We start from the raw sequence: 24144 nt of genomic DNA, 5'->3' as shown, positions 1-24144 counted from the left end.
GGAGACCCTCAGTGCCGGACGTCATCAACACCGAACAGGCACAAGCGTGGAACGGCCCAGAAGGCTCCCACTGGGCCCGCAACCAGGACCGCTGGAACGCAGTGAACGAGGGCTTCAACGAGCCACTGCTCGATGCCGCCGGGATCGCCGAGGACCACCGGGTCCTCGACCTTGGTTGCGGCTCCGGGCAGACCACACACCTCGCCGCGCGCAGAGCGCACCAAGGGCACGCACTCGGCCTCGACCTCTCGGGCCCGATGCTGGCCGAGGCGCGAGCCTCCGCGGAGCGGCAGGGCATCACGAACGCCTCCTTCCTTCAAGGGGACACCCAGGTGTACCCCTTCGAGGAGGGCGCGTTCGACGCGGCGGTCAGCCGCTATGGGGTGATGTTCTTCGCCGACCCTGTAGCGGCCTTCGCTAACGTCGGCCGAGCCCTGCGGCCCGGCGGGCACCTGGCGTTCGTCTGCCCGGCCGATGCCAAGCTCAACGGCTGGGTTGCGGCGATGGCGTCGCTGCGCGACTACCTGCCCGTCGATGGCTTCGGACGGCCGGGGCTGCCCGGCATGTTCTCCCTAGCCGAACCGGACCGCATCCGCGAAGTGCTCGCCGCGGCCGGATTCACCGGCATCGGTATCAACCAGACGCAGGCCTACGGGACATGGGGACACGGAGCCGAGGACGCGGCGACGTTCCTGCTGAGCACCGGCCCCGGCCGCGCCCTGATGGAACAGGCCGACGCGGTCACACGATCCCACGCCCGCCGTACCCTGACGGGTCATCTGCGCGCACATGAGGTAGCGGACGGCACCGTCCGGCTACTCAGCACGTCGTGGCTGGTCACGGCGAACCGGACCGAGGGACTGTCCAATCAACGGCGTATCTGGGGTTGTTGAGGTTGGTGGCGTGCTGCGCTGAGTCGGCCGTCGAAGGTGATGTCGAAGGCGTTGAGGGCGGTCTTCCAGCGGCTGGTCCAGCGGGCTTGTCCCTTGCCGGTGGAGTCCAGCGACATGATCGCCATGTAGACGTATTTCAGCGCGGCCTGCTCGTTGGGGAAGTGGCCGCGGGCCTTGACCGACCGGCGGATCCGCGCGTTGACGGACTCGATGGCGTTGGTCGTGCAGATGATCCTGCGGATCTCGGTGTCGAACCGGAGGAACGGGGCGAACTCCCCCCAGGCGTTCTCCCAGAGCCTGACGATCGCCGCATACTTCTTGCCCCAGGTATCGGCGAACGCGGCGAACCGCTCCAAGGCGGCGTCTTCGGTCGCGGCCGTATAGACGAGCTTGAGAGCCTTGGCGATCTTGTCCCAATCCTGGCGGGCGGCATAGCGGAACGAGTTCCGCAGGAGGTGGACCACGCAAGTCTGGACGATCGTGGCCGGCCAGACGGTCTCGACTGCTTCGGGCAGGCCCCTAAGGCCGTCGCAGACGAGCATGAGGACGTCGCCCACGCCGCGGTTCTTGATCTCGGTCAGGATATGGAGCCAGTGCTTTGCGCCCTCGCCGCCGTCTCCGGCCCACAGGCCGAAGATCTCCCGGCGGCCCTCCGTGGTGACGGCCAGGGCCACATAGACCGGACGGTTGGCGACCGCGCCGTCGCGAATCTTCACGTGGATCGCATCGATGAAGATGACGGGATAGACCGGGTCGAGGGGTCGGTTCTGCCATGCGGCCATGCCCTCGAGGACCTTGTCGGTGATGGTCGAGATTGTCTGGCGCGAGACGTCGGCGCCATAGACCTCGGCCAGGTGGGCCTGGACCTCGCCGGCCGTCAGGCCCTTCGCGGCGAGCGAGATGACCATCTCGTCGACGCCGGTCAGACGCCGCTGCCTTTTCTTCACGATCTTCGGCTCGAACGATCCGTCCCGGTCACGGGGCACGGCAATCTCCACCGGGCCGACCTCGGTCAGCACTGTCTTGGAGCGGGTTTGCCCACCAACTCCTCGATCAGCTGGTCATCCACCGCTTTCGCCGACTGCGGGGCAGCCACCTCTGAACTCTCGTCCTCAGGCGTGTTGTTACTGGTCATCAGTGCATCCTCCATGATCAGGAGTTACACCGTTCTTCTTACAGTCCCTGTCGCCGGTCGGAAGGTTTCGGGTACGGCTGGGGAAGATCACTCGCTCACTCACTGCGCGCGCGGAACAAGCTGCGCAGGTCAGGGCCAACCCTCGTCGTGCGTCACCGGGCCAGCTCGCGTAGACCTTGTCCATATGTGCGCAGTCGCCTGTCAGGGTTTCCGAAGCGCGTCCGAGATGGATTTGGCGCCGCCGTGGGCGGTGTAGCCACCATCGACGGGAATCTCGGCGCCGGTGATGAACGATGCGGCGTCCGACAGGAGGAACACTACGAGGGGCGTGATCTCGTCGACGGTGCCGGTACGGCCGAGCGGCGTCTCGCGTATCTGCGCCTCGCGGAAGGCAGGGCCGGTCGAGGCGGTCATCTCAGTTTCGATGAAGCCGGGGTGGATGGTGTTGACGCGGATGCCGCGTGGGCCGAGTTCCGTGCAGGCGGTCTTCGACAGTCCGCGCAGGGCCCATTTGGAGGCGGTGTACGCGACCGGGTAGTGGCCGGTGAGGGCGGCGGAGGATCCGACGTTCACGATCGAGGAGCCCGGTGGCATCAGGGGCGCGAGGTGCTGGATGCCGAGGAGCGGGCCGGTGACGTTGACCGCGTGGACGCGAGCGAAGTCGTCGGCGGTGACCTCGTCGAGGCGGGCGCGCCAGGTGACGCCGGCGTTGTTGACCAGGCCGTGGATGTGGCCGTGCCGGGTGTGCAGTTCGGTGGCGAGGGCGGCCCAGTCCGTTTCGCTGGTGACGTCGAGGCGGCGGCAGCCGGAGGAGGCGGTCACGTCTGTGGCGATGACCGTGGCCCCCTCCTGGGCCAGGGCCTCGGCTTCGGCGGCGCCTTGGCCACGGGTGGCTCCAGTGACGACCACGACCTTGCCGACAAGTGATGTCACGACCGGGCCCGGGGGCGTTTACGGGCGGTGGGCAGCGGTGTCGGGTCCACGCCGGGTACGACGGTGTTGGAGACGGTGCCGATGCCTTCGACGGTGAGCGTGACCGTGTCGCCCGGCTTCAGCGGAGGCGGTGACTGTTCGCCTCGTACGCCCCAGAGTTCGGCGAGGCAGCCGCCGTTTCCGCAGGTGCCCGAGCCCAGGACGTCGCCGGGCATGACGTACGTGCCGCGCGAGGCGTAGGCGACCATTTCCTCGAAGGTCCAGCTCATGTTGGACAACAGGTCCGTGCCGACGACCTCGCCGTTGACCTCGGCGGTCAGCGCCAGGCACAGGATGCCGTCGGTGTCGCGGTAGGGCTCCAGTTCGTCGGCGGTGACAAGGACGGGGCCGAGTGTGGTGGCGGTGTCCTTGCCCTTGCAGGGGCCGAGGCCCACCTTCATCTCGGCGGACTGAAGGTCGCGGGCTGACCAGTCGTTGAAGATCGTGTAGCCGATGATGTGGTCACGGGCCTGCTCGGGGGTGAGGTCACGGCCCTCGCGGCCGATGACGGCGGCCACTTCGAGTTCGAAGTCGAGGACCGAGGAGCCCGGGGGCATGGGCACGCTGTCGTGGGCGCCAATCACTGCGTAGGGGTTGGTGAAGTAGAAGGTCGGAGCCTCGTACCACTGGTCCGGCACGCCGGCGGTGCCGTCGAGGGAGCGGCGGACGCCCTCCACATGCTCCTCGAAGGTGACGAAGTCCCGCACGGTCGGCGGCTTGAGAGGCGGCAGCAGCGTCACGTCCCTCAGCCGCGGCCCGGCGGGTACGTCGAGGGTGGCGGCGCCCGCCTCGTGGAGACGGCCGGTGCGGAGCAGGTCGAGGAGTGAGTCGTAGCCGGGGACGGGATACAGACGACCGTCGTCCTCGACGACGCCGAGACGCCGACGGCCGAGATGTTCGTAACTGGCGAAACGCATGAGAGGGGCTCCAGAGGGTGGGAAACCGGGGGCGCGGCGGGCAGTCAGTTGACATAAGGTGCCGCGTTCCCGGGGTCCAGGGAGAGTCAGACCGGCGGGGCGACGAACACGCCGCGGTCCACGTCGTTGAAGGACTCCTTCGCCACCAGCTCGTTCATGGCGTTGGCGGTCCCCCACTGGTCGGTGACCTCGGGTTGGGAGAAGTCGTAGACGTGGGGATGCCAGGTGTCCTCGTCGAGCTCCTCCAGTTCGGTGGTGTACTCAACGGTGTTGCCGTGCGGGTCGAGGAAGTACGTGAAGGTGTTGTCGCCCGCCATGTGCCGGCCCGGTCCCCAGATCTTGCGGAAGCCGGCCCGCATGACCCGGCCCGACCCCCGCATGTACTCGTCCAGGCCGCGCATCTCGAAGGAGATGTGGTGCAGGGCGGTGTGCGGGCCCTGGGCGATGGCCATGGAATGGTGCTGGTTGCTGATGCGCATGAAGTGCATGACCTCGCCCATGTGCGGGGAGCTGAGGGTGTCGCTCAGCGCGAAGCCGAGGAACTGCTCGTACCAGGCCCTGGTGCGGTTCAAGTCCGGGGAGTTGAGCACGACGTGGGAGAGCTTGACCGGGATGGCCTCCTTCTCCTCGATCTTGCGGTGCTGCCGCACCTCGACGTCGGCGGAGACCTCGATGGTGCGGCCGTCGACGTCGAAGAAGCGGAAGCCGTACCCACCGCCGGGGGTGTCGACCGTCCCCGGCCGTGAGATCAGCTGGACGCCGCCGGCGAGGAGCCGTTCGGCGAGGGCGTCCACGTCCGCACGGGAGGCGGCGCCGTACGAAACCAGGTCGAGGCGCTTCTCGTCGGCCTTGCGAAGGCGTACGACGTACTGCTCGGGCGAGCCCTCGGTGGCCAGGAAGGAGATGCCGGAGTCCTCGGCGACCTTGGTCAGGCCCCAGACACCGGAGTAGAAGTCGAGCTGCTTGTCGTAGTCGGGCACGGCGAGGTCGACGTGCCGCAGGTGGGTGAGCAGACGCATGTCAGTCCTTTCGCTCCAGCTGGAGGAGGGCGGTCGCGTTGGCGCCGCGTACGGCGTGGAAGTCGGCGTCGCACAGGCCCGCGGCGCGCAGGGCGGCCACCGGGTCGTCGGTACCCATGTCGAAGGGGAAGTCGGAGCCGAGCAGGACACGGTCCGGCCCGGCGGCGCGGACCAGTTCGCGCAGGACGGCCGGATCGTGCACCAGCGAGTCGAACCAAAGGTGCTTCAGGTAGCTGCTCGGCTCCTGCGCGCAGCCCCGGGCGTCGGGGCGGGCTCGCCAGGCGTGGTCGGAGCGGCCGATGTGGGTGGGGAGGTAGCCGCCTCCGTGTGCGGCGATCAGCTTCAGGCCCGGGTGCCGGTCCAGGCCGCCCGAGAAGATCAGGTGGGAGAGGGCGACCGCGTTCTCGGTGGGCTGGCCGACGGTGTTGGACAGGTACCAGCGGTCGAGGCGCTCGTCGAGGGTGCAGCCGAAGGGGTGCAGGAAGATCACCGCCCCGGAGTCGGCGGCGCGGGCCCACAGGGGTTCGTACGCCGGGTCGGACAGTTCGCGGCCGGGGGCGTGGGAGGAGATCTCGACGCCCAGCAGGCCCTGCTCCAGGGCGTGGTCAAGGGCTTCGACGGCGAGCTCGGGGTGCTGGAGGGGCGCCAGGCCCAGTCCGTACAGGCGGTCGGGGGCCCGGGCGCAGTGGGAGGCGGTGCCTATGTTCGCCAGCTCGTAGAGCGTGCGGGCGAGTTCCTCGTCGGCCCAGTAGTGGTAGTGGGACGGCGACGGGGACACCAGCTGGATGTCGACGCCCGCCGCGTCCATGGCGGTGAGTCGCTCGTCGACGTCACTCAGCAGCGGGATGCGGTCGCGCACCATAGGTCCGCTGACGGCCAGTGCCTCGGGCCCATTACGGCGGGCGTTGAGCTTGCGGGCCTCGGCCAGGACGGGCTGTCCGGCCACGGCCTCTTCCACCTGTGGAAGCAGGAGGTGGGCGTGGACGTCCACAGTGGGGGCGGTCGTCGTGAGAGCGTTCACGGGAGTTCCTTCAGTGCGTCGAGGGTGCGGCCCATCAGCCCGGGTACGTCCGCGTCGTGGACCCCGTCGAGCTGCCACTGGCCGATCTGCACCGAGGCGTCGACGACCATCCGCACGCGCGGCATGCGGCGGTCGCGGTAGGCGGTCAGCAAGTCGTCGTCCCAGGCAGCGTCGTGCGAGCCGAGCAAATCGGCGAGGACGGATACGTCCTCCAGCGACATCGCGGCGCCTTGGGCGAGGGTGGGCGGGCAGGCGTGCGCGGCGTCACCGACGAGCACGACGCGGCCGCGATGCCAGGCTCCCGCGACCAGATGCCGGTCGAACCAGGTGTAGTTGACCTGCGCCGGGTCGGTGATGGACGCCCGGATCTCGTCCCAGAATCCGCCGTAGCCTTCGGCGAGGCGGCGCATCTCCTCGGCGTACGACGCCGGGTCGATGGAGGCCCGGTCGCGGTTCGGTTCGACGAGGTAGGCGTAGACGGTGGTGTCGCTGGTGGGGCAGAACCCGGCGATGTAGGCCGGACCGCCGTACGCGAGATGGGTGCGGGTGACGCCGGTCGGCAGGGGCGCGGGGGTGCGCCAGATCGCCATGCCGGTCGGGGTGGGCTTGTCGGTGACACCGATGAGCTCGCGCGTGCGGGAGTTCAGACCGTCGGCTGCGACCACCAGGTCGTACCGGCCGGCCGTGCCGTCCGTGAAGGAGACGTCGGCACCTGTGGCGTCCTGCATCAGCGTGTCGATGGTGCAGCCGAGCCGGACCCGGGCGCCCGATGCCCGTACGGCCTCGATGAGGATCCTTTGCAACGCGGGACGCTGCATGCCGACGGTGGCGGGGAGGTCGTCGCCGCCGGTGCGCACGTCCTGCTGCGTGAAGATCTCGGTGCCATCGGGGGTGACGATGGTGACACCGTCGCTGCAGAAGCCGTGGGCGCTCACCTGCTCCCAGACGCCGATCTCGCGCAGGACGCGCAGGGCGTTGCCCTGAAGGGTGATGCCGGAGCCTGTCGTGGCGTTCCAGTCGGCCTTGGCCTCGACGAGGTCGACGGCGATACCGGCTCTGCGGAGCAGGACGGCGAGTGCGCTGCCTGCGGTGCCTCCGCCGACTACCAGGACGTTACGGGTGTGGGTCATGTTGGGGGTTCCTCCCGTGTGAGGGGCCGCGGGTCCTCGGGCGGCGACTGGAGGCCGGCTCAGTGCTGTCAAGAACCAGGTGCGGTGCAGCTGTCCAGGACGCGCCGCACCTGGCACGTTTCGGGCTACTTCACGGCGATCGGGTTGACCGGGGAGCCGACGGCTCCGGTGATGGGCAGGGGTGCGGCGGTGAGCCAGAACTCGTACACCCCGTCGCGGGCGCAGTCCTCGGCGAGCGCGTCCGGGTCCCACATCTCTCCGATGAGCAGGCCGATGTGGGGGATGGCGACCTGGTGCAGCGGCTGGAAGGCGGCGTCGAACTCGTTGGGCCGGACCTCGAATCCCCAGGTGTCGGTGGCGATCGCGGCGATCTCGCTGGTGTGCAGCCAGCCCGCGGTGGTGAACGAGAGGCCGGGCGCCGGTCCTCCCGCGTAGTCGCCCCACCCGTCGCGCCTGGTGCGGGCGAGCTGCCCGGTGCGTACGACGACGATGTCGCCGCGGCCGACGGTGACGCCGTGCGCCTCGGCCGTGGCGGTGAGGTGCTCCTCGGTGATGGCGAAGCCGTCGGGCAACTCGCCGTTCTCGCCGATGGCCCGGCCGACGTCGAGGAGTACGCCGCGCCCGGCGACGTACGGGGCCATGTGCTCAATGCCGGTGATCTGGTCGCCGTCGGAGGTGACGGTCTTGGCGGCGTCCCTGCCGTTCCACGCCTTGCCGTGGTCGAAGATGTGCCCGAGCCCGTCCCACTGGGTGGAGCACTGCAGGGGCATGGCGATCACGTCGTCGGCGCCGCCGATGCCGTGCGGGAAGCCCTGGTTGCCCAGGGCCGCGTCGGTTCCGGTGTCCAGCATGGTGTGGACCGGGTTGGTGCGGCGCCGCCAGCCCTTCTGCGGGCCGTTCATGTCGAAGCTCTGCGAGAGCGAGAAGCTCACACCCCCGCGAACGAGCACGGCACCCTCGCGCCGCTTGGAGGCGTCCAGGAAGCTGAGCGTGCCGAGCACGTCGTCCGCGCCCCAACGCCCCCAGTTCGAGTACGCCTTGGCTGCCTCGGCTATCGCGCCCTCGGGATCGGTGCGGTCGATCACGACGCCTCCTCAGCGGCGCAGCGGGTGCGCTGCGTACCGAGTCCGGTGATCGAGCCCTCCATGACGTCGCCGTCGCGCAGCAGCCGGCCCCAGTGCATGCCGTTGCCGGACGGGCTGCCCGTCAGCACCAGGTCGCCGGGCAGGAGCCGAGCCGTCTGGGAGGCGTACGAAATCAGGCGCGCGACACCGAAGATCATGTCCTTCGTGGACTCGTCCTGCATGGTCTCGCCGTTCAGCTTCAGCGTGACCTGGAGGTCGCCGGGGTCGGCAAGGAACTCGGCCGGGACCATGTAGGGGCCGAGCGGGGTGAAGCCGGGCGCATTCTTGGAGCGCAGCCAGTCGGTGCCGATGGCGGGCATGTCCCTGCGGAAGACGCAGGCGCGGTCGGTCAGGTCGTTGGCGATGGTGTAGCCCGCCACGTACGACAGGGCCTCCTCGACCGACACCCGGTGGGCCGGCTTGCCGATGACCACGGCCAGCTCCAGTTCCCAGTCCGGCTTCTCGCACCAGTCGGGCAGGACCACGTCGTCGTACGGACCGGTGATCGCGCTAGGCAGTCCGATGAACACGTATGGCAGGTCCTCAACGGCACGCCGGTCCATGATCTCCGCGATCTCGGCCCGTGCCTCGCCCTCCGTGCGCGGGTCGTCGGGCGAACGGTGCGCCATCTCCAGGTCGATGACGTGCTGACGGTAGTTGGCGCCGGACTGGAAGACCTGCCGCGGCTCGACCGGGGCGTGCACGTTCAGCTCGTCCAGCGGTCGCCGGTCCCCTGTTCGGGAGGCGGCGAGCTCACGCAGACGTGGCAGCACGGTGTCCCAGCGCTCCAAGAGCGTAACTACGGTCAGGTCCGGGTCATCCAGCGCCGCGCGCAGGTCGAGCACCTCACCCTCGGGCGCCACCAGGCCCGGGTAGGCAAGGGTGCCGAACCCGCGGACGGAGAACGTACCGAGGGCGAAAGGCCCGGAGAAGAGGGCGGAAGATGCTGCGGGTTTCACGAAGATGTCCTCCCGATTGCGATGGGAACTAATCTGGCCCGAGCACCACGGATAAAGGAAATCGATTCTGTGGATGCATTCCATCCATGCGACGAATGAAGCTGCAGCCATCGCACCTGAGGAAGCACCATGAACCTGGCCAGCCTGGACCTCAACCTCGTCATTGCCCTGAGAGCCCTCCTCGAGGAGCGAAGTGTCACGCGCGCCGGGCAACGCGTCGGGCTGAGCCAGCCCGCCATGAGCGCCGCCCTGGCCCGGTTGCGTCGTCACTTCGACGACGACCTGCTCTCCCGCGTCGGCAACCGGTACGAACTGACCGCCCTGGGGCAGGTCCTCCTCGACCGGACGGCCACCGCCTGCGAACTGCTGGAACGCGTCTTCACCAGTCAGGCCGACTTCGATCCGGCCCATGAAACCCACACGTTCACCCTCCTCGCCTCCGACTACGCCGTGGCGGTCTTCGGCGCCGAGCTGGCCCGCACGGTCCACGCCGAGGCCCCGGGCATCCGTCTGCGCTTCCAGCAGACGCCCACGGACGTCACCGAGAACACCGGGACGCTGCTGAGCACAGCCGACGGCCTGCTCATGCCACACGGCGTCATCAGTGGCTTCCCCACGGTCGAGCTGTACCGCGACCGCTGGGTCTTCCTGGTCTCCGACGACCATCCCGACGTGGGCGAACGCCTCACGCTCGACGACTTGCGCCGCCTGCCGTGGGTGACCTACCAGCGCACGTACGACGCGCCTGCGGTCCGGCAGCTCGGCATGCTGGGCATCGAACCCAGGACGGAGGTCTCCGTCGACAGCTTCCAGGCGCTGCCGTGGCTCGTCGCCGGGACCCGCCGCATCGCCCTCATCCAGGAACTCCTCGCCGACCGGCTGCGTGGCGTGGCTCCCGTACGCGTCATGGAGTGCCCCTACGAAGCCGTACCCGTCCAGGAGGCCCTGTGGTGGCATCCCGTGCACACGCACGACGCCGCCCATATCTGGCTCCGCGAGACGGCCGGGCGGATCGCCGTCCAAGCGTCCTCGCCCCCGGCTCATCCACGGCCCGAATGAGGTTCATCCGAGATATCGATGGACGTGGGGCTAGGCAGCGCTGACGGCCTCGCCCATAGTCGTGGCAGTTGCCGAGGCCCGCTCCTTCCGGGCCGTTTCCCCGCAGGTGCGACGAGGCCCGTGGCGTTGCGTGTCCTGGTCGAGGAGAGGCCGCCTTCCTCCTGTTGCCGCCATGTGGAGCCTCGTATGCCCGGACCGGTTTCCCCCACCCCATCCGCCGTTGTGGACGCCGGTACACCGGGCACCTTCGGGTGTGGCGCATCGGCTGCGCGTAACGCTGCTGATGGCCGGCAGCTGTCTGCCGATACTGGGCGCGGTGCTCATCGCTCCGGTGCTGCCGAGGATGCAGGACCACTTCCACGGCGTGGCCGGTGCGAAAGCGCTGGTTCCCGTCGCACTGACGATTCCGGCCCTCGCGCTCACCCTGCTCGCCCCTTTTGCCGGCGCTATCGTGGACCGGCTGTGCCGCAAACGGCTGTTGGTCGTCGCGATCGGGCTGTACGCCGTCTTCGGCACCGCCCCGCTGTGGCTCGATGCTCTCGGGGCGATCGTCGCGAGCCGGGCGCTGGTTGGTGTCGTCGAGGCGACGATCATGACCTGCTGCACCACGCTGCTCGGCGACCACTACAGCGGGCGCGTACGCGATCGCTACCTCGCTCTGCAGACGATGTGCGCCTCCGCCTCCGCAACGGCCTTCTTCGTACTCGGCGGAGTGGTGGGTTCGGCCGGCTGGCGGGCCCGTTCTGGATCTACGCCGTCAGCCTGCTGATCGCTCCCTTCATGGCCGCCTTCCTTCCCAAGCCGCGGTCCGGCGGTGAGGCGGCTACCGCCGGCGCGTCGCAACGGCCGACTCCGTTTCCGGTGCGGCGGCTGGCAGGGATCGGCGGGCTGACCCTGTTCGGCACCATGGTCTTCTACACCGTCCGGTCGAAATGGCATACCTGATGGACGACTTGGGAGTGGCATCCACGGGCGCCATCGGGGCGGCCACCGCGATCGCGAGCCCCGCGACCGTGACGGCTCCATCGCCTTCACCAAGTTCTCCAGCCCAGCGGCGCGCAGGCTCCCCGCCGTATTCGCGCTGTGCGCGGCCGGATTCATGCTGATGGCCCTCGCCGGCAACCCCACTGTTCTGGTCGTCGGTTCCGTCCTCAACTGCCTCGGAACGGGCACCCTCCTGCCCTCCCTTCTCACCCTGGCCATGTCCAAGCTCGATTACGCGGACCGCAGCCGAGGCTGGGTTGTGGCTGGCCGCGTTCTTCGGGGACGAGTTCGTGTGCCCGCTCGTACTGCTGGCCCTGGACAGCCTCGTTGGCAGCCTGGCCGCGGCCGTCGGCGTCCTCGGCAGCAGTGGGCGGCGCACTGCTGCTCTTCGTCCGTCGCGGGGCCGCGGCTGCGGAGAGTGCCCCGCAGAAGTAGCCGGCCCGCTCGGCAAGTTCCTCATACCCAGCACGTCCCTCATGTCCAGCGAGCAAGGAGCGTATCCACTGTGTGTGATCTCGTCGCGCGGGTCCTCGGCCAAGGGGATTCCCTTCCCGATTCCGGCCGCCGCCGGTTCCTGCAAGCCCTCGGAGCCACCGCAGCCGCAGGCGGACTGGTGGCGGCTGGCGCGCGACCGGCCGCGGCGCGATCCGTGCAGCGCAGTCCCGAAGCCGACCGGCACCGGACCCGGCTCGTACTCCTGGGGACCGCGGGCGGGCCGGCCTGGATCGACGGAGCCCGATGCGGCGTCTCCAGCGCCGTGGTCCACCGGGGCCGGGTCCACCTCGTGGATCTCGGGGCGGGCTCGCAACAGCGCCTGGTGCAGAGCGGCCTCGGCGGGCGCGGCGGCCTCGGCTCCTCCCTGTCGGCCGTACGGGCCGTCTTCCTGACCCACCTGCACAGCGACCACGTCACCGACTGGCCCGCTCTCTACGCGACCGGACCGATGAACATCGTGGGGCGCGCCCTGCCGCCGATCGAGGTGTTCGGCCCGGGAGACCGCGGCTCCCTGCCGCGGGTGTTCCCCGCAGGCAGGCCCGCGCCGCCGGTGTTCAACCCCGACGACCCCACACCAGGGATCTCCGCCATGACCGGCTACCTGCGACAGGCGTTCGCGAACGACTTCAACGACCGGGCACGGGACAGCAACTTCACCAGCCCAGACGACCTGTTCTCGGTACACGACATCGACCTGACCGGCATCTGGGACATCGACCCGCAGGGCAAGCCGCCCAGGCTCAGGGCGCCCATCCCGGTGTGGGAGGACGCCGATGTCCGTGTGACGGCCACGCTGGTCGACCACCACCCCACGGCACCCGCCTTCGCCTACCGGTTCGACACCCCGGACGGCTCGGTCGTGTTCTCCGGGGACACCGGCGTCAGCGACAACCTCATCGACCTGGCCCAGGACGCCGACTACCTGGTCCACGAGGTCATCGACCCCGTGTTCGTCGACCGGCTCGTCGCGACCCTGCCGACGGAGATCGGCGATCCGCTGCGGCAGCACCTGCTCGCCGCCCACACGACCATCGAGCAGGTGGGCCGCGATGTGGCGGAGCCGGCCGGAGCCAGGAATCTGGTGCTCAACCACCTCGTTCCCGGCAACAACGCCACCCGACGCTGGAAAGCGGCGCAGCGCGGCTACTCCGGCCGGCTCATCGTCGGCCAGGACCTGCTTCAGCTCCCCGTGGGCAGATCCTGACCCACCTCAATGATGGGCCGCGGTCTGCGGGTTCCGTCGTACGCCGACCGCAGCAAGGACGGCACCGGCCACGCACAATACGCCGGTGACGAGGGCGGCGGTGTGGACGCCGTTGACGAACGCCTGGCCGCTGCCCTCGATCACCGCGGCTTTGAGCTGCGCGGGCAGGTCACCGCTGACCGGCGCGACACCCATCGCCACCGCGTCCTTGGCCTCGTGCATCTTCTCGGCCATGGGCGCGGGCACCCCGGCGCCGGCCAGCTCGCCGGTCAGGGTGGAGCCGACCCGGCTCCTGACGAGGGAGACCAGTACGGAGGTGCCGAGCGCCCCGCCGACCTGGAGTGCCGTGGCCTGCAGGCCGCCCGCCACCCCCGCGTCCCTGACGGGCGCGTTGCCGACGATCGCGTCGGAGGAGTCGGCCATCACCATGCCGACGCCGAGGCCGAGGGCGATGAACGGCGGCCACATCGGAGCGTATGAGGAGTGCACGCCCCAGCCGAGCATCGCGAAGGAGGCGGCGGCCTGGAGGACCATGCCGAGCGGTATGGTCAGCCGGGCGCCACACTTCTCGGTGAGCTTGGCGCCCAGCGGCGAGGCGACGACGGAGGCGAGGCTGAGCGGCAGGGTGCGCACGTCGGCCTCGACGGGGGTGAAGCCTCGTACGTTCTGCAGGTACAGCATGACGAAGAAGATCACACCGAGGAGGACGAAGAAGTTGACCGCGGTGATGATGGTGCCGATGGTCAGCGCGGGGCTGCGGAACAGCCGCATCGGGAGAAGAGGGTGCTCGACACGCGTCTCGTGCCAGCCGAACACCAGCAGGATCACGATGCCGACAGCGAGCGCGCCCAGCGTCAAGCCGGAACTCCAGCCCCACGTCTCGCCCTTGACCACACCGAAGACCACGACGAGCAGGGCGACCGCGAGCAGGATGACGCCGGGAACGTCGAAGCGGTGCCGACCGGCGGCGTTCTTGCTCTGCGGCAGCACCAGCGCGCTGAAGATGAGCGCGATGACGCCGATCGGAGCGTTGATGTAGAAGACGGACTCCCAGTTCACGTGCTCGACGAGCAGCCCGCCGACGATGGGGCCGAGGGCCGTGGACGCCGAGGAAACCATCGCCCACATACCCACTGCCATACCGAACTTCTTCGGCGGGAACACCGCGCGAAGCAGACCTAGCGTGTTCGGCATCAGCAGCGCGCCGAACAAGCCCTGCAGAGCGCGGAAGGCGATGACGCCGTGGATCGAGCCCGCCAGGCCGATGGCGACGGAGGCGGCCGTGAAGCCCACCAGACCGATCAGGTAGTACGTGCGCCTGCCGAAACGGTCGCCCAGCTTCCCGCCGAGGATCAGCGCGGCGGCCAGGGCCAGCAGGTAGGAGTTGGTGACCCATTGCAGGTCGGCGGTGGACGCGTTCAGGTCCCGGCCGATCTCGGGGTTGGCGATCGAGACGACGGAGCCGTCCAGGCCGACCATGAACAGCGTCTTCATCGGTGACCGCGCCTGGGAGAGGAGCGGCGCCGAGCCTCGCTACTGGTTCGGTCACGGCCTCGGTTACACCACCTGGGAGTACGCGGCCGCAGACTTCGTCCCGTCGGACGGTCCGGACGGCGAATCCTCGGCGCGCTCACCGTCGAAGTACGCAACTCCGGTCATCGGCCGGGACGCGAAGTCGTCCAGGCGTACCTGTCTGACGCGGACCTGGGGCCGGGCCAGGGGGCCGACGTCGAACGCCCCACCCGCTGGCTCTTCGGCTTCGCCGCCGCAGACGCCGCCCCGGGCGAAACCGTCCGAGTCACCATCCCCCTGCCACGCAGGGCAGCCCAGGTCTGGAACGATGACGAGGACGCCTGGCAGCTCCTGCCGGGCCGGTACGTGATCGAAGCCGGCCGCTCCCTCGCGGATCGCCGAGTCCAGGTGATCGTGCCCGTGCATGACATCCGTCCGGCCGGCGAGTCGGTGAGGTGAGGGCAGGCGGCTCTCGAGGGGACGAACCTCAGCCCGGAGTCGGCACGGCGAGCGGTTGGCCGACCCGGGATGCTGTCTTGCCCCTCGTGGGTACTGTGGCCTACAACTTCGGCATGAGGAACTGCGGTTGAGCGCACTCCGGGGCTGTTCGCCCCAGGTGACCTCCCCATTCTCGGTGTAGCCGGCGCGCCAACGTTCGGCGAACTGGACGACGAGAGTCCTCGCCCGCCCTCGTCCGGGTGGCCGCGCACCGCAGACGCGGCGAGGTGCTGCTGCCGTCGGGGACCTTCCAGGCCAGGGTGCGGTCGCGCAGCACGCGCACCATGATCGGCTGGCTGCCGTAGCGGATCGCGTTGGTGATGAGCTCGGTGACCAAACCGAGCTTCTCGAAACCCCACACCTCCAGGCGGCTGCCGCTCGGCGACCTGGTGTTGCGCGTCCCCACCAAACCGGCCCGTCGCGGAATCATCGCCGCCCGAGCGCGAACAGGAGGGGACAGTGGAAGTCGCGCCGTGGAGGAGATGATCAGCTGTCGGCGTTCCTCGGCGGCTCCCTTGGACGCGCCTCCACTCATAGGTTCCACGATGGCGCCCCCGCTGACCTCAATTTACCTGTCGGCAATCCGTTGACAACCTTGCGCAACATTGCCGAGGATGAGGCAGGCCGCCCCCTCGGCCTTCACCCCGCCGGTAACGCGGCACCGCGATACCCCTCAGGAGGCATGGTGCCCCCCACTCTCACGGACGTGGCCAAACGCGCAGGCGTCGCCCTTTCTACCGCGTCTCGCGCGTTCAACGATCCGGACCGCCTGGGTCCAGAAACCTTGCGCAAGGTTGTCGAAGCGGCCCGGGAACTCGGATACGCAGCGCCTTCCGGTCGCGCGCAGGGCGGAGCGGGCCGGGACCTCCAGCAGGACACCCTCGCGGTGATCGTCCCGGATGTCGCCAACCCCGTCTTCGGCTCCTTCGTCAAGAGCGCCCAGCGGGAGGGCTGGCACCGGCGGCTGGCCGTCGTACTGGCCGACACCGACTTCGATCCCGACCATGAGCGCGAACTGATCGGGCATCTGAGGCAGCGCGCGGCCGGGCTGATCGTCTGCTCTCCGCGGCTCGAGGCCGACGAGGTGATCGGGTTGAGCGGTGACACTCCGGTGGTCCTGGTCAACCGCGAGACAGGCCAGGCCGACTGCGTACTCGCCGATGCCAGCGAGGGGCTGCGCCAGACCATCGAGTACCTGGCGGCCCTCGGCCACCGCAAGCTCGCCTACGTACAGGGATCCACACACTCCTGGTCCAACGCCCACCGCGTCGCCCTGGCCCGCGACCTCACGGCGCAGGCAGGGCTCGAACTCGACCTGCTGGGGCGGCAGTCGGAGACCGTGGCCGGCGGCACCGCGGCCGCAGCGAGCGTGGTCGCCTCGGGTGCCACCGCCGTCCTGGCCCACAACGACCTCGTGGCCCTGGGCATCCTCGCCGGCGCCCGTACCCTCGGCGTGCGCGTTCCGGAGGACCTCAGCGTCGTCGGCTTCGACGACATCCCGTTCGCGGAGGTCTCGCACCCGGCGCTCACCAGCGTCGCCGTCCCGATGGCACGGGCTGCGGCAAGCGCGGTGGAACGAATCTCCCACGCACTGTCCGACCCGGACCGCGCCCGACCGGACACCTTGCGGCTGGCCGCCCAACTCCACGTGCGCGGCTCCACGGGCCCCGTACGGGCCGCCGCCCCCACCCTCGTCACCCACTCCTGAGCCCACGTCCCGTAGGAGCACCCATGTACCAGCAGTTCGCGTGCCGAGGCCGTGCATGAGCACGGAAGGCATGCACATCGTCGTGGCCGACACCAACCTCCGTCCCCTGCGCGCGGAGTTCGAGCATCAGCTGCCCTCCGGCAGCACGGTCCGGTGGGCCGACCCGGCCGATTCGGGCGCTGTCGCGGTGGCCCTGGCCAAGGCCGACGTCTTGGTGTCCGGGACCTGTTCGGCCTCCACCGTCCGAACCGCCGAGCGGCTGCGTCTGGTTCACGCCGCGGGTGCCGGCACGGACGGCATCGACTTCTCCGCGCTCCCGCCCGGAACCGAGGTGGCTTGCACGTACCACCACGAGGACTCCATGGCGGAGTACGTGGCCGCCACGGCGGCCCTCCTCCGGCGCGGGCTGCTGCGCCAGGACGCCGCCCTGCGCGAGGGTCGCTGGCTCAGCCCCGTGTACGCCCCCGCCGAAGCCGAGTGGCAGCCCACCCTCGCCGGGGCAACAGTCGGATTCGTTGGATTCGGACACATCGGCGCCCGCTCCTGGCAGCTGCTCCGGGCCTTCGGGGCCCGCGGGGTCGCCGTCTCCCGCCGCGGTGAGGTGGACGCGGCCGCCCAGGGCCTCGAATGGTCCGGCTCCGTCGACGACTTGCCACATCTGCTCGACCGCAGCGACGTCGTGGTCGTCGCCGTACCGCTCAACGCCGACACCATCGGACTGATCGGCGCACCCGAACTCGCCCGACTGCACCCCGAGTCGGTCCTCATCAACGTCGGACGCGGACCGGTCGTCGACGAGGACGCACTGTACGAGGCGCTGCGCTCCGGCCGCCTGGGCGGCGCCGCGCTCGACGTCTGGTACGCCTACCCGTCCGCGCCCGGTGAGCACCAGCAGCCCAGTCGCCACCCCTTCCACACGCTGGCCAACGTCCTGATGACCCCGCACTCCAGCGGCCTGACGCGCCAGACCTTCACCGCCCGCGCGGCCGACATCGCTGCCAACATCCGGCGCCTCGCCGCGGGCGAGGAACTCACCAACATCGTGGAGCAGCCCTGATGAGCAAGCCCGATCGGATCGAGGACGTCGACGTCCTGGTCACCAGCCCCACACGAAACTTCGTCACTCTCAAGATCACCACCGAGCAAGGTCTCGTCGGCTGGGGCGATGCCACCCTCAACGGCCGCGAACTGGCCGTCGCCTCCTACCTCCGCGACCATCTGGCCCCACTGCTCATCGGCCGCGACCCGGCCCGCATCGAGGACACGTGGCAGTACCTCTACCGGGGTGTGTACTGGCGCCGTGGCCCGGTCACCATGACCTCCATCGGTGCGGTGGACCTGGCGCTGTGGGACATCAAGGGCAAGGCCGCGGGGCTGCCCGTCTACCAACTGCTCGGTGGCGCGGTGCGCGATCGGATCCTCTCCTACACCCACACCACCGGCTGGGACGTCCCGCAGCTCCTCGACTCCATCGACGCCCGGCTCGACGAGGGCTTCCAGGCAGTCCGGGCCCAGACCGGAGTCCCCGGCCTGGACGTGGTCTACGGCGTCACGAAGGAAGGCGCCGGATACGAGCCCGCCGGGCGCGGCCTTGCCCCTGTCGAGGAGGTCTGGGACACCGACGCCTATCTGCGCCACGCGCCGAAGGCCCTGGAGGCCGCCCGCGCCCACATCGGCCCGGACATCAAGCTCCTCCACGACGCCCACCACCGCCTCACCCCCAACCAGGCGGCACGGCTTGGCCGTTCGCTAGAGGACCTCGACCTGTTCTGGCTGGAGGACGTCACACCTGCCGAGAACCAGGAGGTCCTGCGCCCCATCCGCGCCAAGACCACCGTTCCGCTCGCTATTGGCGAGGTCTTCAACACCATCTGGGAAACCCAGGCACTGATCACCGAGCAGCTCATCGACTATGTGCGCTGCTGTGTCACCCACGCCGGCGGCATCAGTCACCTGCGCCGGATCGCGGCTCTCGCCGACATCTGGCAGATCAAGCTCGGCCCGCACGGCCCCTCGGACGTATCCCCCGTCGCGCTGGCCGCCTCGCTCCATGTCGGCCTGGCCACACCCAACTTCGCCATCCAGGAGTACATGGGCTACGACCCGCTGGTGCACGAGGTGTTCCGGCACTCCTGGTCGTACGACGACGGTCATCTGCACCCGGGCGACGCGCCCGGCCTCGGCATCGAGGTCGACGAGGAACTCGCCGCCCGCCACGCCTACCAGCCGGCCTATCTGCCGGTGGCACGCCGGCGTGATGGCTCCATGACCGACTGGTGACCCCGCCCGCCGCAAGGACGGACTCCCCCCATGAACACCGCCCCCACCCAAACGGCCCGGCTGACCGCCGCCACTTCCCCGGTCGGCACGCTGCTCCACCACCGCACCCTCACCCCGGCCGACACCGGCATCGTCCATCTTGGCCTCGGCAACTTCCATCGCGCCCACCAAGCCGTGTACACCGGCGCCGCACTCGCACACGAAGAAGGCCCGTGGGGCACCCTCGGTGTCGCCGGACGCTCAACCGCCGTCGCCGACGCGCTGCGTGCACAGGATCTGCGCTACACCGTCGCCGAGGTTTCCCCGGACGGCATGCGCTACACCATCCCCGCCATACACACGGGAGTGCTGGCCACCACACGCGAACCCAAGCAAGTGCAGCGCGCCCTGGCCGCCCCCGGCACCCGCATCCTCTCCCTGACCGTCACCGAGAACGGCTACACGTATTCACCCCGCACGGGCGGCCTCGACCTCGACCACCCCGGCATCCGAGCCGATCTGCGCGGCAACCGTGCCGCCCCGCAGACCACCCTCGGTCGCATCGTGCGCGCGCTTCAGGAACGCGCCGCCACCCACGGCGCCCCGCTCACCGTCCTCAGCTGCGACAACCTCGTCGGCAACGGCGACCACACGCGCCGCCTCGTCGAGGAGTTCATCGCCCACCTGCCGGCAGGTGAATGCGAAGAAGTCACCGCCTGGCTCGCGGCCGGGAACGTCAGCTTCCCCAACACCATGGTCGATCGGATCGTCCCGGCGACCACGGACGCCGAGCGCACCGCCGTCGCCGACGCGCTCGGCCTGCACGACGAAGTCCCCGTACCGGCGGAGCCGTTCACCATGTGGGTCCTGGAGGACCGGTTCGCCGCGTCCCGTCCGGCCTGGGAGGCCGGCGGCGCACTGTTCACCGACGACGTCGAGCCTTACGAGCTCCTCAAGGTCCGCCTCCTCAACGGCACGCACTCACTCATCGCCTACCTGGGCGCCCTGGCGGGCTGCGACACCATCCCGCAGTCCACCGCGCAGCCCTTTGTCACCGAGGCGGCCCGCGCGGTCCTGCACAACGAGTACCTGCCGAGCCTCACCGTCCCCGACGACGTCGATCTCGACGCCTACGTCGCGCAGCTCTTCACCCGCTGGTCCAACTCGGCGCTCGGGCACCGCACCCGGCAGGTCGGCTCGGACGGCTCCGTCAAACTGCGCCAGCGCGTCCCCGACCCCGCGCTCCTCCATCTGCGGGCCGGACGCATGCCCCACCACCTCGCACTCACCATCGCCGCCTATCTGAGCTGCCTGGCCCCCGCCTCCGGATCCGACCCCGGCGAGCATGCCGCCGCCATGATCGACCCGTCGCGCGAGCGCCTCACCGCGCTGCGCGCCCGGACCGAGGACGGACCGTCGTTCGCCGCCGCGGTCCTGGATGACGGCCTACTCGGCGACGAGCTGCGCGAACACCCCGAATTCCCGTCCAGGATCGGCGAGTTCGTGGACATCATCCAATCCCGCGGACCGCACGCAGCCGCCCTTGAGGCCGCCCGCTCCGCCTGAGCCCCGCCTCTCCCCCGCATGTCTGCCCCCCTCACAAGGACGTGAGCTCATGACATCAGTTCTCTCCCTGCCCACCACGGCGCGCGCCGCCGTCCTGCACGGCGCCGAGGATCTGCGCGTCGAGGATCTGCCGCTGCCACCGCTCGGCGCCGACGACGTACTCGTCGCCGTCGACGCGGTAGGTGTCTGCGGCTCCGACATGCACTACTTCGCCCACGGCCGCAACGGCCGCAACGTCCTGCGACAGCCCACCGCCCTCGGCCACGAGGCGTCCGGCACCGTCGTCGCAGCCGGCGCCTCCGCCACGGTGGCACCCGGCACCCGCGCGGCCGTCGAACCAGCCGTCGGCTGCGGGGTGTGCACCACGTGCCGTTCCGGCCGGTACAACCTCTGTCCGACCGGTGCGTGCTTCGGTTCGCCGCCCACCCACGGCACCCTCACGACCCACCTGGTCGCCCCGAGCCGCGCCGTGCACCCGCTCCCGGACGCGATACCTCTCGAACTCGGCGCGCTCATCGAGCCGTTGGCCGTCGCCGTATGGGCGGTGCGCCGCGCCGAGGTGGCTTTCGGCGACCGTGTGCTGATCACCGGCGCCGGCCCCATCGGCATCCTGTGCACCCAGGTGGCCCGCGCCGCCGGAGCGGTCGAGGTCGTCGTCACCGACGTCAACGACGCCCGCCTCGCCCAAGCCCGCAAGCTGGGCGCCACCCGCACCGTGAACACCGCCCGCGACGACCTCGACCTCACGGGGATGGACCGGCTTTTGGAGTGCTCGGCCCATCCCGCGGCGCTCCGGCAGGGCCTGCACACGCTGCGCCCCGGCGGCCGCGCCACGGTCGTGGGCCAGGCGCCCCCCGCGGTCGACGGCCTCCCCCTGGCCCATCTCCAGCGCTTCGAGATCGACCTCGTCTGCGCTTTCCGGTACGCCCACGCCTTCCCCACCGCGATCGCCCTTGCCGCCGACGGCAGTGTCGACCTTGCCGCCGTTCTGACCGGCCGCTTCCCCCTGGACCGCGCCGCCGAAGCCCTCCGTGCACCCACCACCGACCCCACTCACCTCAAGGTCGTCATCCGGCCCGGCGACACCTCCAGGTGACCGCTCCCCACGTCCCCATTCCGCAGCGCCCCATCCATCCAAGGAGGCATGGACGATGGACTCCACCGCGCCCACAGCACCAGCGGCCGCCCCGGCCGAGCAGCCCGCCCCAGACCCCCGCACGGTCCGCCGAGCCGCTCTCGCCGGCCTGGTCGGCACCGCCCTGGAGCAGTACGACTTCGTCATCTACGGCACCGCGTCGGCCCTCATCTTCAGCGAGCTGTTCTTCGCGGGATCTTCCCCGGCCGTCGGCGTCCTCGCCAGCTTCGGCACCTACGCCGTGGGTTTCGCCGCGCGCCCGCTCGGCGGTCTCTTCTTCTCCCGCTACGGCGACCGCCTCGGACGCAAATGGGTACTGGTCGCCACACTCCTCCTGATGGGCGGCTCCACCCTCGCCATCGGACTGCTGCCCACCTACGCCCAGGCAGGCGCGTTCGCCCCCGCCCTGTTGGTGCTGTGCCGGATGGCACAGGGCTTCGGCGCCGGCGCCGAGCAGTCCGGAGGCTCCACCCTGCTCACCGAGACCGCCCGGAAGGGCCATCGCGGTGTCCTCGCCTCGATGGTCATGACCGGGGCCGCCATCGGCACCGCACTCGGCGCCGCCGCCTGGGCGCTGGTCCAACTCCTGCCTGACGACGACCTGATGACGTGGGGCTGGCGCCTGGTCTTCGCCAGCAGCCTGCTGGTCACCATCGGCGCCCTGATCATCCGGCGCAAGCTCAACGAGAGCCCGGTCTTCGAGGAACTCAAGGCGCAGCAGGCCAAGCCCGCCTCCCCCGTCAGGGAGGTGCTGCGTGGCGGGCGCCGACCGCTGCTGTTGGTGATGTTCATGAGCCTCGGTGTCAGCGCCCAGTCGTACACCTACCAGGTGTTCATGGCCTCCTACCTGATCACCACCGTCGGTGTGGACTCCGGCCTGGTGCCCCAGGTACTGGTCATCGGCGCACTGTGCGGCGGTGTCGCAGCCCTGTGCACCGGCCGGCTCTCCGACCGCTTCGGCCGCCGCCCGGTCTCCACCGCCATCATGAGCGCGCTGATCGTCCTGCCCGCCCCCAGCTTCATCGCCCTCAACACCGGATCCACCACCGCCGTCGTCGTCGTGATCGTCCTCGGCTTCGTGTTCGCCGCACACGGCGCGGTGGGCGTCCAGATGAGCTACTTCCCCGAGATGTTCGGCGCCCGCTACCGCTACGCCGGGGTGACCCTGGGCCGCGAGTTCTCCTCCGTGCTCGGCGGTGGCGTCGCACCCCTGATCTGCGCCGGGCTCGTCACCGCGTTCTCCGGTTCCTGGATACCTGTCGCCGCGTACATGATGCTCATGGGCCTCATCAGCCTGATCGCCGTACGGCTGTCGCCGGAGACGCTCGACCGCGACCTGAACGACCCGGCCGACGCCACCGCGCACGTGCACGCATGACCGCCGCACGGAGTTACGCCGTCACGCTCGGCGAGACCATGGGCCTGCTCGCCGCCACGGACACCGGCTACCTGCCGCACATCTCCCACATGGCCCTGGGCATCGGGGGCGCGGAGAGCAATGTCGCCGTGGCCCTGGCCCGCCTGGACACCCCGGTCGTCTGGACCGGCCGGCTCGGCGCGGACTCCGTCGGCGACCGGGTGGTCCGCGAACTGCGCGGCGAGGGCATCGACGTACGCGCGACCCGTGACAGCGACGCCCCACCGGGCTGATGCTCAAGGAGCGGCTGCCCGGTGGGGCCGTCAAAGTCTGGTACTACCGTTCCCACAGCGCGGGCTCCCGACTGTGCCCGGCGGACATCGACACGGACCTGATCGCCGGGGCGCAACTGCTGCACGTCACCGGCATCACCCCCGCCCTCAGCGCCGACGCGGCCCAGGCCGTCCGCCACGCTGTGCAGACTGCGCGGAGCCACCGCACCACAGTCTCCGTGGATGTCAACTACCGTTCCACATTGTGGGGTTCGGAGAGTGCTCGCCCGGCGCTGCGGGAGCTGACCGCCCAGGCCGACATCGTCTTCGCCGGTGACGACGAAGCCGCCATGGTCCTCGACCGCGAGCTCGGCAGCCCGGACGCACTGGCCCGTGAGCTCGCGTCGCTCGGTCCCACGACCGCCGTGGTGAAACTCGGCGCGGACGGCGCGGTCGCCTGGACCGATGGCACACTGCACCGGCAGCCAGCCTTCCCCGTCGATGTGGTCGACCCGGTCGGCGCGGGAGACGCCTTCGTCGGCGCCTACCTGGCCGAGCATCTGGCGGGGGCAGACCCCAAGTCCGCTCTGGCCACTGCCGCACTGGCCGGCGCGCTGCTCTGTACCGTGCGCGGCGACTGGGAAGGGATGCCGACGCGTGCCGTGCTGGAAACACGGCAGACCGTAGGCGACGTACAACGCTGAGGGGATCGAGCGTCGAGCCCGGCTCATCCCGACCAATCAGGAGCGTCGCCCTGCCTTCAGTCACACCCACGACTGAAGGCAGGGCGACGCCCCGCATTACCTGAGGTGGCCTCCACGGCGGAAACTCAAGCCGCGATACCGACTGAACGCCCGCCTTGCAGGCGTAGGTGCCCAATGAGCTGCGCCGGGAGCAGGCCGTTGGGCGGCGAGTTGGGCATCGA

Annotated in this window: 22 protein-coding genes and 2 pseudogenes; 13 read left to right on the top strand and 11 right to left on the bottom strand. The window is 70.0% G+C overall.

Annotation, left to right across the window (positions count from 1 at the left end):
* Positions 1-11: 11 nt before the first annotated feature.
* On the top strand, positions 12-893 hold the full coding sequence (locus ACGFZW_RS33970; protein ID WP_393897154.1) for a class I SAM-dependent methyltransferase: 882 nt from the start codon (positions 12-14) through the stop codon (positions 891-893).
* Here ACGFZW_RS33970 and ACGFZW_RS33965 read toward each other — a convergent pair.
* From ACGFZW_RS33965 to ACGFZW_RS33925, 9 genes and pseudogenes are all read right to left on the bottom strand, one after another.
* A pseudogene (locus ACGFZW_RS33965) lies at positions 869-1924 on the bottom strand (IS256 family transposase); the annotation flags it as partial. The gene ACGFZW_RS33970 and the pseudogene ACGFZW_RS33965 overlap by 25 nt on opposite strands.
* Entirely contained in the window at positions 1906-2028 is a 123-nt protein-coding gene (locus tag ACGFZW_RS33960; protein ID WP_393897153.1) for a hypothetical protein, read from the bottom strand. The pseudogene ACGFZW_RS33965 and the gene ACGFZW_RS33960, both read right to left, overlap by 19 nt.
* Positions 2029-2229: 201 nt before the next feature.
* On the bottom strand, positions 2230-2961 hold the full coding sequence (locus tag ACGFZW_RS33955; protein ID WP_393897152.1) for an SDR family NAD(P)-dependent oxidoreductase: 732 nt from the start codon (positions 2959-2961) through the stop codon (positions 2230-2232).
* Positions 2958-3917, bottom strand: a complete 960-nt coding sequence (locus ACGFZW_RS33950) for a fumarylacetoacetate hydrolase family protein (protein ID WP_393897151.1) — start codon at positions 3915-3917, stop codon at positions 2958-2960. The genes ACGFZW_RS33955 and ACGFZW_RS33950 overlap by 4 nt, the downstream gene beginning before the upstream one ends.
* A gap of 86 nt (positions 3918-4003) precedes the next feature.
* Positions 4004-4936, bottom strand: a complete 933-nt coding sequence (locus tag ACGFZW_RS33945; protein WP_393897150.1) for a VOC family protein — start codon at positions 4934-4936, stop codon at positions 4004-4006.
* Between the two features lies 1 nt (position 4937).
* Positions 4938-5957, bottom strand: coding sequence for an amidohydrolase family protein (locus tag ACGFZW_RS33940; protein ID WP_393897149.1), 1020 nt, complete (start codon positions 5955-5957; stop codon positions 4938-4940).
* On the bottom strand, positions 5954-7087 hold the full coding sequence (locus ACGFZW_RS33935) for an FAD-dependent oxidoreductase (protein WP_393897148.1): 1134 nt from the start codon (positions 7085-7087) through the stop codon (positions 5954-5956). Before ACGFZW_RS33935 ends, ACGFZW_RS33940 begins: the two co-directional genes overlap by 4 nt.
* Positions 7088-7212: 125 nt before the next feature.
* Positions 7213-8172, bottom strand: coding sequence for a cyclase family protein (locus ACGFZW_RS33930; RefSeq protein ID WP_393897147.1), 960 nt, complete (start codon positions 8170-8172; stop codon positions 7213-7215).
* Positions 8169-9170, bottom strand: coding sequence for a fumarylacetoacetate hydrolase family protein (locus tag ACGFZW_RS33925; RefSeq protein WP_393897146.1), 1002 nt, complete (start codon positions 9168-9170; stop codon positions 8169-8171). The genes ACGFZW_RS33930 and ACGFZW_RS33925 overlap by 4 nt, the downstream gene beginning before the upstream one ends.
* Before the next feature lie 129 nt (positions 9171-9299).
* Between ACGFZW_RS33925 and ACGFZW_RS33920 the strand changes: the two genes are divergently transcribed.
* The 4 genes from ACGFZW_RS33920 to ACGFZW_RS33905 all read left to right on the top strand — a co-directional run bounded on the left by ACGFZW_RS33920 (position 9300) and on the right by ACGFZW_RS33905 (position 12912).
* Complete coding sequence (locus ACGFZW_RS33920; RefSeq protein WP_393897145.1) at positions 9300-10229, top strand: LysR family transcriptional regulator; 930 nt, start codon at positions 9300-9302, stop codon at positions 10227-10229.
* Between the two features lie 283 nt (positions 10230-10512).
* Complete coding sequence (locus ACGFZW_RS33915; RefSeq protein WP_393897144.1) at positions 10513-10998, top strand: MFS transporter; 486 nt, start codon at positions 10513-10515, stop codon at positions 10996-10998.
* An 11-nt stretch (positions 10999-11009) separates the two neighbouring features.
* Positions 11010-11174: a hypothetical protein gene (locus ACGFZW_RS33910; protein WP_393897143.1), complete on the top strand. Its 165-nt coding sequence runs from the start codon at positions 11010-11012 to the stop codon at positions 11172-11174.
* Positions 11175-11862: 688 nt separating this feature from the next.
* The gene (locus tag ACGFZW_RS33905; protein WP_393897142.1) at positions 11863-12912 is read left to right on the top strand and encodes an MBL fold metallo-hydrolase; all 1050 of its coding nucleotides are present in this window, start codon (positions 11863-11865) and stop codon (positions 12910-12912) included.
* 6 nt (positions 12913-12918) lie between these two features.
* Here ACGFZW_RS33905 and ACGFZW_RS33900 read toward each other — a convergent pair whose 3' ends face one another.
* Positions 12919-14406 (bottom strand): MFS transporter, encoded by a 1488-nt coding sequence (locus ACGFZW_RS33900; RefSeq protein ID WP_393897141.1) that lies wholly within the window; start codon positions 14404-14406, stop codon positions 12919-12921.
* Between the two features lie 12 nt (positions 14407-14418).
* Between ACGFZW_RS33900 and ACGFZW_RS33895 the strand changes: the two genes are divergently transcribed.
* Positions 14419-14883 (top strand): fibronectin type III-like domain-contianing protein, encoded by a 465-nt coding sequence (locus ACGFZW_RS33895; protein ID WP_393897173.1) that lies wholly within the window; start codon positions 14419-14421, stop codon positions 14881-14883.
* A 100-nt stretch (positions 14884-14983) separates the two neighbouring features.
* On the opposite strand, the gene ACGFZW_RS33890 is transcribed toward ACGFZW_RS33895, so the two are convergent.
* Positions 14984-15457: a hypothetical protein gene (locus ACGFZW_RS33890; protein WP_393897140.1), complete on the bottom strand. Its 474-nt coding sequence runs from the start codon at positions 15455-15457 to the stop codon at positions 14984-14986.
* A gap of 147 nt (positions 15458-15604) precedes the next feature.
* Here ACGFZW_RS33890 and ACGFZW_RS33885 point away from each other — a divergent pair, with 147 nt between their 5' ends.
* The 7 genes and pseudogenes from ACGFZW_RS33885 (at position 15605) to ACGFZW_RS33855 (ending at position 23923) form a co-directional block, all read left to right on the top strand.
* Positions 15605-16630 (top strand): LacI family DNA-binding transcriptional regulator, encoded by a 1026-nt coding sequence (locus ACGFZW_RS33885; protein ID WP_393897139.1) that lies wholly within the window; start codon positions 15605-15607, stop codon positions 16628-16630.
* A gap of 55 nt (positions 16631-16685) precedes the next feature.
* The gene (locus ACGFZW_RS33880) at positions 16686-17687 is read left to right on the top strand and encodes a 2-hydroxyacid dehydrogenase (RefSeq protein ID WP_393897138.1); all 1002 of its coding nucleotides are present in this window, start codon (positions 16686-16688) and stop codon (positions 17685-17687) included.
* Complete coding sequence (gene manD / locus ACGFZW_RS33875; RefSeq protein ID WP_393897137.1) at positions 17687-18910, top strand: D-mannonate dehydratase ManD; 1224 nt, start codon at positions 17687-17689, stop codon at positions 18908-18910. The genes ACGFZW_RS33880 and manD overlap by 1 nt, the downstream gene beginning before the upstream one ends.
* Positions 18911-18940: 30 nt before the next feature.
* On the top strand, positions 18941-20455 hold the full coding sequence (locus ACGFZW_RS33870) for a mannitol dehydrogenase family protein (protein WP_393897136.1): 1515 nt from the start codon (positions 18941-18943) through the stop codon (positions 20453-20455).
* Between the two features lie 49 nt (positions 20456-20504).
* Complete coding sequence (locus ACGFZW_RS33865) at positions 20505-21551, top strand: NAD(P)-dependent alcohol dehydrogenase (RefSeq protein WP_393897135.1); 1047 nt, start codon at positions 20505-20507, stop codon at positions 21549-21551.
* A gap of 55 nt (positions 21552-21606) precedes the next feature.
* On the top strand, positions 21607-22968 hold the full coding sequence (locus ACGFZW_RS33860) for an MFS transporter (RefSeq protein WP_393897134.1): 1362 nt from the start codon (positions 21607-21609) through the stop codon (positions 22966-22968).
* A pseudogene (locus ACGFZW_RS33855) lies at positions 22965-23923 on the top strand (sugar kinase). The gene ACGFZW_RS33860 and the pseudogene ACGFZW_RS33855 overlap by 4 nt, the downstream one beginning before the upstream one ends.
* Positions 23924-24144: the final 221 nt, after the last annotated feature.

The organism is Streptomyces sp. NPDC048248 (genome assembly GCF_043201875.1).
Classification (GTDB): Bacteria; Actinomycetota; Actinomycetes; order Streptomycetales; family Streptomycetaceae; genus Streptomyces.
Note: the sequence above shows the minus strand (reverse complement) of the source record. Positions and strands in the feature narration are given on the sequence as shown.